Genomic DNA, 15,690 nt, shown 5'->3' with positions numbered 1-15,690 from the left:
TACAACAAAAACACATTTGGCATTATGACGTAATACATCTTTGCGTACTTTTGACATAAAGGTAGCATTATTTGCGAGTCTACTTCAAAGCCTGTTCAAATCGAACCAACGGGTTCTATCCAATGATTGCCATGCACATCCTTCGTTTCCTTATTTGCCTAACTGGATTTACGTATCCCCTATCAGGCTTCAGCGCCAAAGTCGATACGCTGGATGTACCCAGTACCAGCATGAACCGAAGTATGCGGGCAGCGGTCGTTCTCCCCGAATCCTATGCAAAAAACAAGGGTGCTTATCCGGTTTTATACTTGTTGCACGGTGGAGGAGGTCAGTTTAGTGACTGGCTCAAGCAAACGCCCGACAAAATGCTGGTTCATAAACTGGCCGATCAGTATAACCTCATCATTGTGATGCCCGAGGGGGATCGGCTGAGTGGCTATCTGGACAGCCCAACGCAGAAAGACAATCTGTTCGAAACCTACCTGACCAAAGAAGTTATCAGCAAAATTGACAATACGTATCGCACCATTCGCGATAGCAAAGGGCGGGTTATTACAGGCTTAAGTATGGGCGGCCACGGGGCGCTCTATCTGGCTACACGGCACCCTGAACTATACTGTGCGGCTGGCAGTATGAGCGGTGCCGTCGACCTGAATTACAAAACCTGGCGCATCGATCCTACGTTTGAAAAACGGATCGAACCCGAATTTAACCGGATTCTGGGCCCTCTGGGTTCAACAACTGATACGTATACAGCTAACTCGGTCGTCTACATGACGGACAAAATGAAAGCCAACGGGCAGAAAATTATCATTGACTGTGGTGTCGACGATTTCCTGATCGAGCCCAACCGCGAACTGCACCGCCGACTGGTTTACAGCAAAGTCGAGCACGATTACACCGAACATCCGGGTGGACATACCTGGGAGTACTGGCAAAACTCACTGCCGTATCATCTGCTGTTTTTCCAGAAAGTACTAAAAGCCAATGGCTCGATCGCCCAATAAATTCGCGGAATACTATGTTTAAAATCCTTCTTTCCGGCATTAGTCTTTTGGTAACCTTATCGTCTTTCGCGGCTAAAGTCGATTCACTGGATGTGCCGAGTGGCGTAATGCAGAAGACCATGCGCGCGGTGGTTGTATTGCCCGAGTCGTATGCAAAAAGTAAGGCAAATTATCCGGTGCTGTACCTGCTTCACGGCGGCTATGGGCATTTTAATGACTGGATCACCAAAACGCCCGACAAGACCCTGATTCAGCGATTGGCCGATCAGTATAACCTCATCATTGCGATGCCCGAAGGCGAGGTATTCAGTTATTACCTGGATAGCCCGGTCAGAAAAGATAGTCAGTTCGAAACGTACCTGACAAAAGAGGTCATCCCTAAAATCGACAATACATACCGAACCATTCGCGACCGCAAAGGGCGGGTTATTACGGGCCTGTCGATGGGAGGCTACGGATCCCTTTTGTTAGCTGCTCGTCATCCCGACCTTTATTGTGCAGCCGGGAGTATGAGTGGCGCACTCAACCCCGATATGCGAAGCTGGAAACTTCCCCCGGACATGATGCAAGGCATTAAACTGGAGTTCGAAAAAATACTGGGGCCCATTGAGCAAGTACCAGATACCTACGCCACATTCTCGGTAATCAATCTGGCCGACAAGTTAAAAGCGAATGGTCAGAAGTTGATTTTTGATTGCGGTGTCGATGATTTCCTGATCGAGCCCAACCGCGAACTACACCGCCGATTGGTTTTCAACCAGACCCCTCACGATTATAGCGAACGTCCCGGTGGGCACAGTTGGGAGTACTGGCAAAATTCATTGCCCAACCATATACTGTTTTTCAGCAATACCCTGAAAGCTAATGGCTCGATCGCCCAATAAACCCAGCCGAACCATGTACACTAAACTTCTTATCAGCACGCTGGTTTACCTTCTGACCATCCAGGTTCAGGCGGCTAAGGTCGATACGCTCGATGTACCCAGCGCCAGCATGAACCGAACCCTGCGGGCAGCCGTTGTGCTACCCGAACGATACGTAAAGGCTAAAAAGCGCGATACCACACCCTACCCGGTGCTGTACCTGCTTCATGGTGGTACGGGTAGCTTCCGCGACTGGCTAACCAAACTGGCCGACAAAACGCTGTTACATCGCTTAGCCGATCAATACAACCTGATTATTGTTACGCCAGACGGCGATCCCACGAGCTACTATTTCGATAGCCCACTGGTCAAAACCAGCCAGTTCGAAACGTTTATTTCTAAGGAGCTTATTGACCGGATCGACAACACGTACCGAACCATCCGCGACCGTAAAGGCCGGGTCATTGCGGGCTTAAGCATGGGCGGACACGGGGCTATGTTCATTTCAAGCCGCCACCCTGACCTGTATTCGGCCGCTGGCAGCATGAGTGGGGTCATGAACATCAACACCGCTACCTGGAAAGTACCTGCCGACTTCGCCAAATCGCGCTCGGAAAATTTTGCGAAGCTGCTGGGCCCACCCAAGGAAGGAGACGCGCCTTATCCGGGTTATACGATGGTAACGCTGGCCGATCAACTGAAAAAAAATGGCTTACCACTCATTTTCGACATCGGTGTGGATGATTTTCTAATTGTTGGTAACCGAGATTTGCACCGCCAACTTATGGAAAACAAAACACCACACGACTATACCGAACGGCCCGGTGCCCATACCTGGGAGTATTGGGAAAACGCACTCCCCTATCAAGTCTTATTTTTCAATAAAGTTTTGAAAGCAAATCAAGTAACTGTTCCATAGTAGAACGCAGATTTTTATGATCTATATGATTTACACAGATCATAAAAATCTGCGTTCTATCCATCTAAACCCTATCATGAAACCAGTTCTTTCTCTTGCATTCCTAACGTTATTTGGCATAGCGGCTTTTACCTCCAATCACAAAGAGTTTGATACTGTAAAAGTGGAAGGTGGCCAGATCTCGGGAACCCTCAATAAGGATGGTGATGTCCATATTTTTCGAGGGATTCCGTTTGCGGCACCGCCTGTTGGCGATCTACGATGGAAAGCTCCGCAGCCTGTAAAACCCTGGTCGGGCGTTCGCCAATGCAATGCCTTTGGCGCAAGCCCGATGCAGGGAACACCAAACCCGTTTGGGCCGTGGAGTGCTGAATTCCTGATTCCGAAAGAACCGATCAGCGAAGACTGTCTGTATCTGAACGTATGGTCGGGGGCGAATTCATCCAGCGAAAAACGCCCGGTGCTGGTCTGGATTTACGGTGGCGGATTCAATAGTGGTGGGGCCGGCTGCGCTATTTACGATGGCGAGGCAACGGCTAAAAAAGGCATCATTTTCGTCAGTGCCAACTACCGTGTGGGACCGTTTGGATTCTTCGCTCACCCCGAACTAACTAAAGAATCACCGCATCATGCATCGGGCAATTATGGGCTCATGGATCAGGTAGCGGCTCTGCAATGGGTCAGGAAAAACATCGCTCAATTTGGGGGCGATCCGAATAATGTAACCATCGCCGGACAGTCGGCCGGATCCATGAGTGTGAACTGTATGGTAGCCACCCCACTCGCAAAGGGTTTGTTCACGAAAGCCATTGCCGAAAGCGGTGCCAGCTTTGCCACTCCGCACCCGACGCTTCAGCAAGGTGAAGAAGCTGGCTTGAAAATGGCTCAGGCATTGGGGGCCTCATCGCTAGCGGAGTTACGCGCCAAACCAGCCGACGAAATCCTGAAAAAAGCCCAGGGTCGTGGCCCCATCATCGACGGTTATGTATTGCCAGCGTCCATTCCGGCCATTTTTGCGGCTGGTAAAGAGAACAATGTGGCCTTGCTAACAGGCTGGAACGAAGACGAAGGTATGTCGTTTGGCCCGCCGAAACATGCAGAAGCCTACCGAAAGCAAATCGAGCAGCAATACGGCGATAAAGCAGAGCAGTTTCTGAAATACTATCCGGGCGGAACCGATGCGGAAGCAGCCAGCTCGCAGATGAAAATCTCCAGAGACATGATTTTCGGGGCGCAGAACTACACCTGGGCCAACATTGCCAGCAAACAGGGCAAGCCCGTTTATGTTTACCGCTTTACCCGAAAGATTCCAGCAACGGGCGAATATGCACGCTACGGCGCATTCCATACCGGAGAAGTTGCCTACATGTACGACAATCTGAACTTCATCGACCACAAGCTTCGTCCGCTGGAACCGATCGATGGCGAGCTATCCTGGTACATGTCAGGCAGTATTACCAATTTCATCAAAACAGGTGATCCAAATGGCAAAGGACTGCCTCACTGGCCTGCTTATTCCGCCAAGGATAAACAGATTATGGTCTTTGGCGATAAAACTGCTGCTGCGCAACTGCCCGACGAAGCAGCTCTCGACTTTCTATTTTCGATCATTAGCAAGCGATAAATTACATAAACCAACCTACAAGTATCCCAACCCCAATGAAAACCAACACAATTCTATTCTCGTTAGCCGTGTTGAGCCTTCCGCTGCTAGCGGTAGCGCAAACCCCAAAAGCAGCCCCTACCCCGATTATGGCCGGGAAAGATATTGCCGTTGCGCCTACCGCATCCGGCAAAGTTCGCGGTTATATCCACAACGGTACGTTTACGTTCAAGGGCATTCCGTATGCCAAAGCCGAGCGGTTCATGGGCCCTTCCAAACCCGATTCGTGGACGGGAGTCCGTTCGTCAATGACCTACGGACCAGTCTGCCCAATGGACCCGACGACCTCTACCTATGACGAAATCGAGTTTCCGTTTCATCACGACTGGGGCTACACTAACGAAAACTGCCTGAGCCTGAACGTCTGGACACCCCAACTGACTGAAGCAAAAAAGCGCCCCGTTATGGTATGGTTTCACGGCGGTGGCTTCACGGCGGGTTCGTCGGTTGAGCTGCCCTCATACGATGGCGAAAGCCTATCCAAAAAAGGGGATGTCGTGGTTGTAACGGTCAATCACCGGCTGAATATTCTGGGTTTTCTGGACCTGTCGGCCTATGGTGACAAATACAAAAATTCGCCCAATGCGGGGTTAATGGATTTGGTAGCGTCGCTGCAATGGGTAAAAGAAAACATCGCTCAGTTTGGTGGCGATCCGAACAACGTAACCATTTTTGGTCAGTCGGGTGGTGGCGGCAAAGTGACCAGCCTAATGAATGCGCCATCGGCCAAAGGATTATTTCACAAAGCCATTGTGCAAAGTGGTAGTTACCTGACCAGCTTCACCGAGAGCGATCTGGCTCGTAAGGTCGGCGCTGCACTGCTGGAAGAATTGCATTTTCAGCCTAACCAGGTCGATTCGCTGCAAAAAATCTCCTACGAGCGCCTGAACGCTGCCGGAAAACGCGCCTTACGTAAAGTAAATGAAAGCTTAAAAGGTCAAAATCAGGGCGGTTTTGGCCTGGGCTGGGGCCCGATTCACGACGGTAACTTCCTGCCCTACCAGATTTCGGAACCCGCTGCGATGGAGCTGGCGAAGAACGTCCCGTTGCTGGTTGGCTCAACCAAAACCGAATTTGGTCCTTTCAACCCGGCCAACCGCGCAACCGACATGGAAGCGGCTAAAGCAGCGATGCAGAAACGAATTGGCGACAAAGCCGACGCCTATATGGCGGCTGTAAAAAAGGCCTATCCCGAAACCAGCAATCCATCCGATTACATCAACATCGACATCAATTTTCGGGCGGGTGTGATCCGACAGGCCAATCAAAAAGCGGTTGCCGGTGCTGCCCCGGTGTATATGTACCTCTTCACCTGGAATTCGCCGGTAAACGATGGCCTGTATAAGTCGATGCACTGCATGGAAATTCCATTTGCGTTCAACAACATTGCCCGTTGCGAAGAAATGACGGGAGGAGGTAAAGACGCCTATGCGCTGGCCGACAAGATGAGCAATGCCTGGATCGCATTTGCTCGTAGCGGTAATCCAAACAATAAAAGCCTGCCCAACTGGCCGCAGTATAATGCCCAAAACGGCGCTACGATGCTTTTCGATAATAGCTGCCAGGTAAAAAATCACCCCGACAAAGAACTGCTGGAAATTGCCTTAGGCAAATCCATGTAAGCTTATGAACGACAGCGGTCGAGTCATCAGCAGAGTAAATACGCTGATGACTCGACCGCTGCATTACTGTCTACCTATAAAAAGGCCAGCATAGAAACAACCAATACGAATAGTTATGTCGTGCTGGTTTAAAATTACCCGACAGCATGTGGTTTAGTAGACCGGGTTACCAGCTTAAACAGGGTAACCAGACCAGCAAGGACCAACCCAACCACCAGCCCGATACCAAACTCTTTTACAAACGCAGGAAGGCCAGGAAGAAACGCGTGCAGGAAGTGTAGGTTATGCACAAATATGCCACCAGCAACCAGCAATAGGGCGACGGTTCCTACTATACTCAAAAGCCGGATGATGATCGGCAGAGCCCCAACCAGACCGTGGCCAAGTTTACTAAAGAACCCTGTATTATTCGACCAACGGATTAGCTGACGACCAGCATCATCCATTCGAACCAGAAGCGCAACCAGACCGTACACGCCAACCGTAGCTAGTAGAGCCACTACCGATACCGTTGCGATCTGGATCAACGATTCCTGGTCGGTCACTGACCCCAACGCAATAATGACAATTTCTACCGATAGGATAAAGTCAGTGGTAATAGCGGATTTTACCTTAGCCTTTTCATCATCGACGACAGGGCGTTCCCGAGCGTCCTCTGAGGTGGCAGGGCGATGACTTTCTTTTGACTTACCGAAGTAGTCTATTATTTTTTCTGCACCCTCATAAGCCAGATAACAGCCGCCCAACAACAGGACGACAGTAATGGCTACAGGAACGAATGCGTTGAGTAACAGTGCTATCGGAACGATAATCAGTTTATTGAGCAGTGACCCTTTCGTAATAGCCCATAATATGGGCAACTCCCGATCGGCCAGGAATCCTGTAGCTTTTTCCGCATTTACAGCCAGGTCATCTCCCAGTATACCAGCCGTCTTTCGCGTGGCTACTTTTGTGGCCAACGCCATGTCATCCATCAGAGCCGCTATATCATCTAAAATTGCAAAAATGCCAGATGCCATTGTTGTTTTTACGTTAAATAGGATCAACGTTTAGGGGGAGTTTGTACCTGAACGTGGGGGCAGAACCGAACTGCCTACTCAACCTGACAGGACTCGATCCGCCAGGAATTTACTCTAAAACCATTTGTCAGCAAGATCGTTTAGGAAGAATGCACAGAAAAATACATTTTCCTGAGGTCTTTTCAATTGGGTTCTGCGTCGTTCTGCTGTTTTTCATGGGGATCTCAGCGCAGGCTCAACTACGGCTCGATCTGGAGTCGGGACTCGTACTTGGGACTCCTTACAATGAAATCAGAATACCTAATCAGGGAGGAACATACGTCAATCTTCCCGATAATTTAACCGCAAAACCAACCGCGTTTTATCGCGCCCGGCTAAGTTATACGATAGCCAATCGGCACACCATTTCGCTTTTGTACGCTCCACTAACAGTGCGCTATCAGGGCGAACTGCGTCAGGATGTAAACTTCAACAATCAGCTTTTTGCCGCCAACCGCCCCACAAACGTTGACTATACATTTAACTCCTATCGGCTGACGTATCGCTACGAGTTTATTAACCGCAACAAATGGCAGGCAGGACTGGGATTGACGGCAAAAATCCGGGATGCGAATGTCCAGTTTGCCAATGAGTCGGCCCGTTCCAATTTTCCGAATGTAGGCTTTGTGCCGCTGGTCAATGTCAATGTTGTCTACAAACCCGACGAGCATTGGCGGATATGGCTCGAAGGGGATGCACTGGGCTCGCGCTTTGGCCGGGCAGAAGACATTTTTCTGGGTGGCGCTTATGCCATTAATCGAACCGTTGGCATAAAGGCAGGGTATCGGGTAGTAGAAGGCGGGGCCGATGTTGATGAGGTGTATAATTTTACCTGGATCAATTACGCATCGGTAGGCCTGTTGCTAACGCTTTAGGTAATCAGAAAATGCATCCGTTACCGCTTGTAGCTCGCAAATACACTCATTGTAAGTGTAACCTTTCGCTTATTAACCACATTATAGGTACATGAAACCGCAATCTCATGAATTGAGTCAAGACGATCTTGATCGATTGATCGAAATGGCCTGGGAAGATCGTACTCCTTTTGATGCTATAGAGGCACAATTTGGTTTACCGGAGTCTGCCGTCATCAAACTCCTACGAGCCCACTTAAAGCCTGCTTCCTGGCGCCGGTGGCGGGCCAGAGTTCAGGGCAGAGCCACTAAACACGCAGCCTTGTCGGCAGGTGTTGGTGAACGGTTTAAGTCTGATCAACAGCGTTCCATAACACACAACCGAATCAGCAAGCGGTAGTAAGTGCTGGCTGGTAAAGTCTGATACTACCCGTAAACTTTCAGCTACACAATCATTGATTGGTTCACGCTGCAAAATCCATCAACCACTCGAATACTGAACTCCTAGAACGGAGACTATAGTACAGGTTGTGTATCTGTAGAGCTTCTCTGCTATGGTCTGAACTTGCTCGACAGCTTCGCCAAAGTTTTAACTGCTCAGGAAGTTAAAAACAGGGCAAAAATCTCTTTATCAATTGGTCGTCAGAAACGCGTAAACAACCTGACTTTGGCTCATTCAATCTGCCTGACGTACTGATTCTTTGCATGAAAAAAATAACGCGATTTCCCCTCCGACAATCGCTGCTTCCGTTGGCAGCCGTTGGGCTAACGACCTGGATAGGTCTTACCGGATTTATGGACGATCCGATTACCCAGCGTATTAAAAAACTGGCTCCGGCTAAAGCCGCCGAAATGGCTCATGCCGTTGAAGCACTGGTGAAGCCGCAACTGGCCGACGGACTGACGTTAAAACTCTGGGGTGTCGACTCGCTGGTATCGGACCCGATCGGTATCGACATCGACGACTTCGGACGGCTGTATTATACCCGAACCAACCGGCAGAAAAACTCGGAGTTCGACATTCGGGGGCACCAGGATTGGGAAATCGAATCGAACCGACTGCAGACGGTTGAAGACAAACGGGCGTTTCTGCACCAGGTCCTCTCCCCTGCCAATAGCAAGAAGAACGAGTGGCTCAAGGATGTGAATGGTGATGGATCGCACGACTGGCGCGACATGACCGTTGAACGCGAACAGGTGTTCAGGCTCGAAGATACCAACGGCGATGGTGTAGCCGACCTGTCGAAGATGGTCGTCAACGATTTCCACGACGAAACAACCGACGTAATGGGTGGCGTTTTGTCGGACGGCAACGACCTTTATGTAACTGTAGCCCCCGATCTATGGCGGCTGCGCGACAAAAATGGCGATGGCATTGCCGATGAGAAAAAATCGATCTCGCACGGGTACGGGGTTCACATCGGCTTCAGCGGCCACGGTCTGTCGGGGGTAGAAATGGGACCCGACGGGCGCATTTACTGGCAAATCGGCGATATTGGTTTCAATGGCGTTGGGCCCGATGGCAAAAAATGGGCGCACCCGAATAGCGGTGTCGTTGTACGGTCGAACCCGGATGGCAGCGATTTTGAAGTATTTGCCTATGGGGTTCGGAATACCCACGAGTTTGTTTTTGACGAATACGGCAATCTGATCAGCGAAGACAATGATGGCGATCATCCTGGCGAAAAAGAGCGGCTGGTCTACATCGTCAACGGGTCGGATACGGGCTGGCGAAGCAACTGGCAGTACGGCAAATACCGCGATCCGTTGAATAATACGTATAAGGTTTGGATGGACGAGCAAATGTTTAAGCCACGTTTCAACGGACAGGCGGCTTACATTCTGCCCCCACTGGCCAACTTCGTCAGCGGCCCGGCAGGTATGCTCTATAACCCCGGTACCGCGTTGAGCCCGAAGTATAAAAACACCTTTTTCATTGCTGAATTTGTGGGTAATCCGGCAGCATCGGGCGTTCACTCATTCACGCTCAAGCCTAAAGGTGCTTCCTTCGAACTGGATAAGTCGAAGAAAATTCTGGGTAATGTGCTGGCCACCGGACTCGATTTCGGACCGGATGGGGCCATGTATGTAGCTGACTGGATCAACGGTTGGGATACCAAAGATTATGGCCGCATCTGGAAACTCGACGATAAAGACGGTGCTAACTGGGCCGAGCGGGCGCTGACCAAGAAGCTACTGGCGCAAAATTTCAGCAAAACCCCGGTAAATGAACTAAGCAGCTACCTCAAAAATGCGGATATGCGCGTTCGGCAGAAAGCGCAGTTTGAACTCGTAAAACGGGGCGAAGCGGGTGCAACGGCCTTCGGTCAAATGCTCCAGCAAACCGAGCATCAACTGGCGCGGGTGCACAGCATCTGGGGCATAAGCCAACTGGCGCGTAAAGATGCCAAATATGCCCAGCGCCTGATGCCGTATCTGAAAGACAGCGATCCCGAAATCCGGGCACAGGCCGCCCGCTGGCTGGGCGACATTCGCTATGCGGCTGCGGGTTCGGCGCTGGTTCCAATGCTGAAAGATGAAAACGCCCGTACGCGCTTCTTTGCGGCCGAGGCCCTGGGTCGAATTGCTTATGTGCCAGCTCTTCAGCCGATCATTGCGCTACTTGAGGCCAACAACGACGAAGACACGTACATTCGCCATGCGGGTAGCCTGGCACTGGCCCGTATGGGTAAAGCCGAACCGATTATTGCCCTGTCGAGCCATCCATCAAAAGCCGTTCGCATTGCGGCCGTTGTGGCTCTGCGTCGTATGCAGAATCCCGGCATCGCTAATTTCCTGAACGATAGCGACGAATTTATCGTAACTGAAGCTGCACGTGGCATCAACGATGATTTGTCGATTCCACAGGCACTACCGGCCCTGGGTAACGTACTGGTCAAAACCAAATTTACCAACGAAGCCCTCGTTCGTCGAGCCATCAACGCCAATTTACGAGTCGGAACGTCCGAGGCTGTGCAGAATCTGATTAGCTATGCTAATGGCGAGGAGAATCCTGTTGCCTTACGCGCCGAAGCCATGGACGCCTTGAGCACCTGGGCTAAACCCTCGCTGCTCGACCGGGTCGATGGCCGGTATAGAGGTCCGGTCACGCGTGACCCGGCTGTTCTAAAGACCAAGTCGGCTAGTTTGTATACGACAATGGCTACGAACTCTGCCGCTCCTATCCGCAAAAGCGCCATTCGAGCCATCAGCAAGTTGTCGTTAACTACCGCCAATTCTGTGCTGTTGGACCGTCTGAAAAACGACAGCGATGCCGAGATTCGGGAGGAAGCGCTCCGGGCACTGGCAGCCTTGAACGACAAGCAAATTGGCACAGCCATCGAAACCGCCCTGGCCGATAAAGACAAGCGGGTGCGTGTTGCGGCTCTGGACCTCATCGGCAAAACGAGTATGCCCAAGGACCAGATGGTAGCTCAACTGAAAGAGGTGCTGCAAACCCACTCGACCGAAGAAAAACAGGCGGCTCTGGTAACACTCGGTAAGCTACCCATCGCCAACACTAAACCCATCTTCGATCAGCTTCTGGGTGACTTATCGTCTGGCAAGCTTCCGGTCGATCTGAGCCTGGAACTGGAAGAAGCCATTACCGAAACCAAATCGCCCCAACTGATTGCCCAACACAAAGCGATTCTGGCTAAACAATCGCCCGATGCGGTTTTAGCGTCGTATCAGGGTAGTTTGTACGGTGGAGAGCCCGACAAGGGCCGTCGGATTTTCTTCCGGCATCAAACGGCCCAATGTATCCGCTGCCACTCCTACGACGATCTGGGTGGCAATGCGGGGCCACGACTCAACGGGGTAGCCAGCCGCCTGACGCGGGAGCAGCTGCTCGAAGCGGTCGTCAATCCCAGTGCCCGACTGGCCCCCGGTTTTGGTACGGCTACGATTGAGCTAAAAGATGGCAAAACACTCAGCGGTATTGTGCAGAAAGAAACCGATTCGGAAATCGTACTGAAAAGTGGCGATGATCCAGACCGGACAATTAAGAAAGACAAAATCGCCAAAACGACCTATGCGCCATCGAGTATGCCCGACATGAAATACCTGCTCACCAAGCGGGAAATCCGGGATGTCGTAAGTTTTCTGGCAACCCTAAAGACAAATTAACCGCATATACAGAGCGCTGATTTTCAGGGTTATTATATGTTGCACGTATCTTGACAACACATAATAACCCTAAAAATCAGCGCTCTATATTTTGCTACTTAATCACAGTCGCCAGCGTCGTCTGGCTGTAGCTGCCAAAACATCCGAGCCCACCCTGAATATTGGTTGGAATCGCAACTGGCTCAGCAAATGGATTACTGGACGCTTGCAACTGCTGATCCAGGGCTACATGATAGGCATAATAAGAAGCATCGACATGCAATAGATTCAGGCTGATCTGAGTAGAACGATACAGCTTTTTGAACGATCCGTCGCCGAGCGATGCCGAAGCCAGTAAACTGGCTGCTTTACTCGGGCACTCAACTAGACCTAATGAGTTCGTTGCCATTACGAAAGCAATAGGTTGTGGGGTTTCATAGGACGTATTGGCCGGAGCGGCATAACGGATACCTCGATAGGAGCCTTTCACACGGAAATAGGTATCGGCCCCGGCCTGCCAGTTGCCCACTACCCGGAAATCTTTCTGGGTACCTGTCTGAAGTGATGAATCAATCTGTACGGATTTAAAAGCTACCGATTTGGGAACCGTTGTTGTGGCCAACACCTGTTTACCATCGGGCGTCGAAACAGTTAATGTATAGGTTGCCCCTTCCCGGATGGTCAGTTTCTGCGCCTTGACACTATAAATTGCCTGTTGTGAGTTATAAACCAGTTTAACGGAGTTGCTGCCGTCTGAAAGTAGTACGGTCGCATCAGAAACTTCGACATTTTTATTCGATTGATCGTCAAGAATGGGCCGTGAGCGACTCACTTTGGCCGTGAGCAACGAATCCTGTGGCGATATGAAGCAATCGACGACCAGTTTGTTTGCCTGCGAGGACAGCTCTTCGGGAACAACTTCCTCGCGCATCGAATTGCAGGAAAATAAGACCGTTGACAGAAACAGCCATAGCCATTTCTTAGAAAAGGAAATCATGGATGAAATGTGATTAGACGTTTACTAGAACCGGATCGTGTAGCTTACCGAAGGGATTACCGGAAACAAAGAGTATTTATATAAAACCGTTTTCGAAGGCAGACCTTTTTCCTGCGCTTTTCCTTCCAGCGAATACAAGAAAGGGTTATGCCGATTGTAGGCGTTGTATACACTTACCTCCCAGACCCGTTCGGTATGGGCACGTTTTTTTGTAAAACGCGCACTTACATCAAGGCGGTGGTACGCTTCGGCCTGGAAACTATTCCGTTCGCCATATTCCTTCACATTCGAACCTGTTCCATACAGCGCATTCGCCGTAGCCTGGCTCCCCACTGCTTTCTGATCGTAATACCCCGAAAAACGGGACAATGGCAATGTCAGCGAGTTTCCCGTACCATATACCCAGGTAGCCGACAAAGTAATGGCAGGTGTTAGTTCATACATGCCCACTATAGAGGCATCATGGCGTCGGTCATAACGCGGATGAAATGCCTTGCCTCCATTTAGTTCGGCGAATTGCCAGTTGGTCCAGGATAGTGTATAGCCAATCCAGCCCGACAATCGGCCTGTTTGTTTCTGGAGCAGAATTTCAGCGCCATACGATTGCCCCTGCCCACTGGTTACATTATCGACCCACTTGGTTGAATTGACGTTGCCCTGTGCATCTGCCGACAGAAAGCTGGCGCCTTCCCGATAGCTAAGCAAGTCATTCATTTTCTTATAATACCCTTCGATAGTCAATGACAGACCCGATTTTGCAAAATCTTTAGCCATGCCTACTGCTACCTGCTGCGACTGCTGGGGCTTGATCGATTTGACCGTTGGTACCCATAGATCGGTGGAAAGGCCAACACCCGTACTGGATAGTAAATGCAGGTATTGATTCATAAGGGCGTACGATCCTTTGATCGAGAATGAAGGCGTAGCCCGATAGGCAACCGACAACCGAGGTTCGGGGCGTATGTATACTGTCTTTTCCGATGAGTCGGGAAGCATTCTGGTTTCGGTGGTTGTGCTTGAGCCCCCTAAAACCGAGTATGTGCTAAGCCGAAGCCCGCTGGCAAAGCGCCATTTGCCGGCCGGGCTCCAGGTATGCTCTACGTAAGCTCCGGCTTCAGCGGCTGTTATGGTCTGGCCCGTAGTCTGTTCTGGCAGGTAGTTTACATTCAGGGTTACATAAGCCTGTGGATTGAATGTGTGGTGGGTCAGTTGACCGCCAAACCGAATCTGGTGAGCGGCATTCAGATACTGTGTCCGATCATACTTAAGGCCAATATCCTGAATAGACGACTCATAATTAAGCGTATATAACGCGTTCTGACTGCTTTGCTCGAGCGCTTTCTGATCCTGCACCCCCATCTGGTAACGACTGTAGATCAACGACAGATCCGAAACCGTCCCTCTGGAACCAAGGTGATTCCAGCGAATACTCCCTGCTCCATTCATCCAGCGCAGATTAGATTGCAGCGCCGAACCATTAGTGAACTTATCCTGGCTGGTATACCCACTGATATAGACCTTGTCAGCTTGCCCGGCCTGAATGGTCACCTTGGCATTCAGGTCGAAGAAGGCGGTTTTAAGCATCGGTTGATCAGCCGTATTTTGTCCCAGAAGCCCTGTAAGCAAATCCAAATAGGTGCGTCGCCCAGCCACCATAAACGAAGCCCGTTTCCCAAGAGGTCCACTGACTGTAAGCCGGGAGGCTACCAAACCTGCTGAAGCCTCACCGTGCAAGCGATCTGTCTGGCCATCTTTAGTCGTTAATTCGATTACTGAAGACAAACGCCCCCCGAAGCGTGCCGGAAAACCACCTTTCGTCATCTCAACGCGTTTGAGGGCATCTCCATTGAAGGCCGAAAAGAAGCCCAGTAAATGATTGGGGTTATAAATGGGGGCATTGTCCAGCAGAATCAGGTTTTGGTCAGGTGCCCCTCCGCGAACATACAGTCCGGCATTTCCTTCCGATCCTTTTTGCACACCGGGCATTAACTGCAACAGTTTCATCACGTCTTTCTCGCCTAGCAAAGCTGGTACTTTTCCAAGTTGCTCCATAGAAAGGGTGATGGCACTCATCTGCGGATTACTACTAACAGAAGCACTGGTAGTCGCTCTGACAACCTGCTCAGCTAGTTGCTGTCCATAGGTCAAAAATACAGTAAGTTCGGTCTGTTGTTTCGGTATGATGGTCTGGGTTTTTGAGGTAAAACCCACTGACGAGAACGTCAGGTGGACAGTCGACTCAGCGGCCACCGACACGGCAAAATGCCCTTCTGAATCCGTGAGCGTACCCATCTTATTATCAGCTATATAAACATGAACACCCGCCAGTGGTACGCCTGTTTGCTGATCAAAAACGTAACCCGTTATACGTCGATAAGCGGGATCTGCCGATACATATAAGGCATATAAGTATACAAAGAGAAATAATATTAAGCGATTCATTTAAGTACAAGTCGTCAAAACACGGATAAATCATATAAGTAGTTTTACTATTCTCTACTATATTCCTTTGACCATGTTTTTTTCAAATTGTCACATAATTAAGAGTATCTACATGAAAAATATTTTACAAATTTAATGTACGTGAATTTTGAACTTTT

General features: G+C 50.2%; 11 protein-coding genes. 8 read left to right on the top strand and 3 right to left on the bottom strand.

Annotated elements, in window-relative coordinates; translation table 11 throughout:
• Positions 1–122: 122 nt before the first annotated feature.
• From B153_RS0116410 to B153_RS0116390, 5 genes are all read left to right on the top strand, one after another.
• The gene (locus B153_RS0116410; RefSeq protein WP_020597820.1) at positions 123–1,007 is read left to right on the top strand and encodes an alpha/beta hydrolase; all 885 of its coding nucleotides are present in this window, start codon (positions 123–125) and stop codon (positions 1,005–1,007) included.
• 14 nt (positions 1,008–1,021) lie between these two features.
• Positions 1,022–1,891, top strand: coding sequence for an alpha/beta hydrolase (locus B153_RS0116405; protein ID WP_020597819.1), 870 nt, complete (start codon positions 1,022–1,024; stop codon positions 1,889–1,891).
• 13 nt (positions 1,892–1,904) lie between these two features.
• Positions 1,905–2,789, top strand: a complete 885-nt coding sequence (locus B153_RS0116400; protein ID WP_051097300.1) for an alpha/beta hydrolase — start codon at positions 1,905–1,907, stop codon at positions 2,787–2,789.
• Between the two features lie 76 nt (positions 2,790–2,865).
• Positions 2,866–4,413 carry a carboxylesterase/lipase family protein gene (locus B153_RS0116395; RefSeq protein WP_040761579.1) on the top strand — a complete coding sequence of 516 codons (1,548 nt, stop codon included), beginning with the start codon at positions 2,866–2,868 and terminating at the stop codon, positions 4,411–4,413.
• A gap of 35 nt (positions 4,414–4,448) precedes the next feature.
• Complete coding sequence (locus tag B153_RS0116390; RefSeq protein WP_020597816.1) at positions 4,449–6,074, top strand: carboxylesterase/lipase family protein; 1,626 nt, start codon at positions 4,449–4,451, stop codon at positions 6,072–6,074.
• 134 nt (positions 6,075–6,208) lie between these two features.
• Here B153_RS0116390 and B153_RS0116385 read toward each other — a convergent pair whose 3' ends face one another.
• A complete protein-coding gene (locus B153_RS0116385; protein ID WP_020597815.1) occupies positions 6,209–7,093 on the bottom strand; it encodes a DUF808 domain-containing protein in 885 nt (294 codons plus the stop codon).
• Between the two features lie 215 nt (positions 7,094–7,308).
• On the opposite strand from B153_RS0116385, the gene B153_RS0116380 reads away from it, so the two are divergent.
• The 3 genes from B153_RS0116380 to B153_RS0116370 all read left to right on the top strand — a co-directional run bounded on the left by B153_RS0116380 (position 7,309) and on the right by B153_RS0116370 (position 12,114).
• Entirely contained in the window at positions 7,309–8,007 is a 699-nt protein-coding gene (locus B153_RS0116380; RefSeq protein ID WP_157634724.1) for a hypothetical protein, read from the top strand.
• 91 nt (positions 8,008–8,098) lie between these two features.
• Complete coding sequence (locus B153_RS0116375) at positions 8,099–8,386, top strand: TIGR03643 family protein (protein ID WP_020597813.1); 288 nt, start codon at positions 8,099–8,101, stop codon at positions 8,384–8,386.
• Between the two features lie 305 nt (positions 8,387–8,691).
• Positions 8,692–12,114, top strand: a complete 3,423-nt coding sequence (locus B153_RS0116370; RefSeq protein ID WP_020597812.1) for a HEAT repeat domain-containing protein — start codon at positions 8,692–8,694, stop codon at positions 12,112–12,114.
• 94 nt (positions 12,115–12,208) lie between these two features.
• Here B153_RS0116370 and B153_RS0116365 read toward each other — a convergent pair whose 3' ends face one another.
• Positions 12,209–13,090: a DUF4249 domain-containing protein gene (locus B153_RS0116365; protein ID WP_020597811.1), complete on the bottom strand. Its 882-nt coding sequence runs from the start codon at positions 13,088–13,090 to the stop codon at positions 12,209–12,211.
• A gap of 24 nt (positions 13,091–13,114) precedes the next feature.
• A complete protein-coding gene (locus tag B153_RS0116360; protein WP_020597810.1) occupies positions 13,115–15,532 on the bottom strand; it encodes a TonB-dependent receptor in 2,418 nt (805 codons plus the stop codon).
• Between the last annotated feature and the right edge of the window lie 158 nt (positions 15,533–15,690).

The sequence above is a fragment of the Spirosoma panaciterrae DSM 21099 genome, from assembly GCF_000374025.1.
Lineage (GTDB): Bacteria > Bacteroidota > Bacteroidia > Cytophagales > Spirosomataceae > Spirosoma > Spirosoma panaciterrae.
The sequence above is the reverse complement of the archived record's forward strand: the minus strand, read 5'-3'. Positions and strand labels throughout refer to the sequence as shown.

Bases quoted from the DNA above. Each gene is read 5' to 3' on its own strand.
- B153_RS0116360 (WP_020597810.1), bottom strand. From the start codon at position 15,532: ATGAATCGCTTAATATTATTTCTCTTTGTATACTTATATGCCTTATAT.
- B153_RS0116365 (WP_020597811.1), bottom strand. From the start codon at position 13,090: ATGATTTCCTTTTCTAAGAAATGGCTATGGCTGTTTCTGTCAACGGTC.
- B153_RS0116405 (WP_020597819.1), top strand. From the start codon at position 1,022: ATGTTTAAAATCCTTCTTTCCGGCATTAGTCTTTTGGTAACCTTATCG.
- B153_RS0116380 (WP_157634724.1), top strand. From the start codon at position 7,309: ATGGGGATCTCAGCGCAGGCTCAACTACGGCTCGATCTGGAGTCGGGA.
- B153_RS0116395 (WP_040761579.1), top strand. From the start codon at position 2,866: ATGAAACCAGTTCTTTCTCTTGCATTCCTAACGTTATTTGGCATAGCG.
- B153_RS0116375 (WP_020597813.1), top strand. From the start codon at position 8,099: ATGAAACCGCAATCTCATGAATTGAGTCAAGACGATCTTGATCGATTG.
- B153_RS0116400 (WP_051097300.1), top strand. From the start codon at position 1,905: ATGTACACTAAACTTCTTATCAGCACGCTGGTTTACCTTCTGACCATC.
- B153_RS0116370 (WP_020597812.1), top strand. From the start codon at position 8,692: ATGAAAAAAATAACGCGATTTCCCCTCCGACAATCGCTGCTTCCGTTG.
- B153_RS0116385 (WP_020597815.1), bottom strand. From the start codon at position 7,093: ATGGCATCTGGCATTTTTGCAATTTTAGATGATATAGCGGCTCTGATG.
- B153_RS0116390 (WP_020597816.1), top strand. From the start codon at position 4,449: ATGAAAACCAACACAATTCTATTCTCGTTAGCCGTGTTGAGCCTTCCG.
- B153_RS0116410 (WP_020597820.1), top strand. From the start codon at position 123: ATGATTGCCATGCACATCCTTCGTTTCCTTATTTGCCTAACTGGATTT.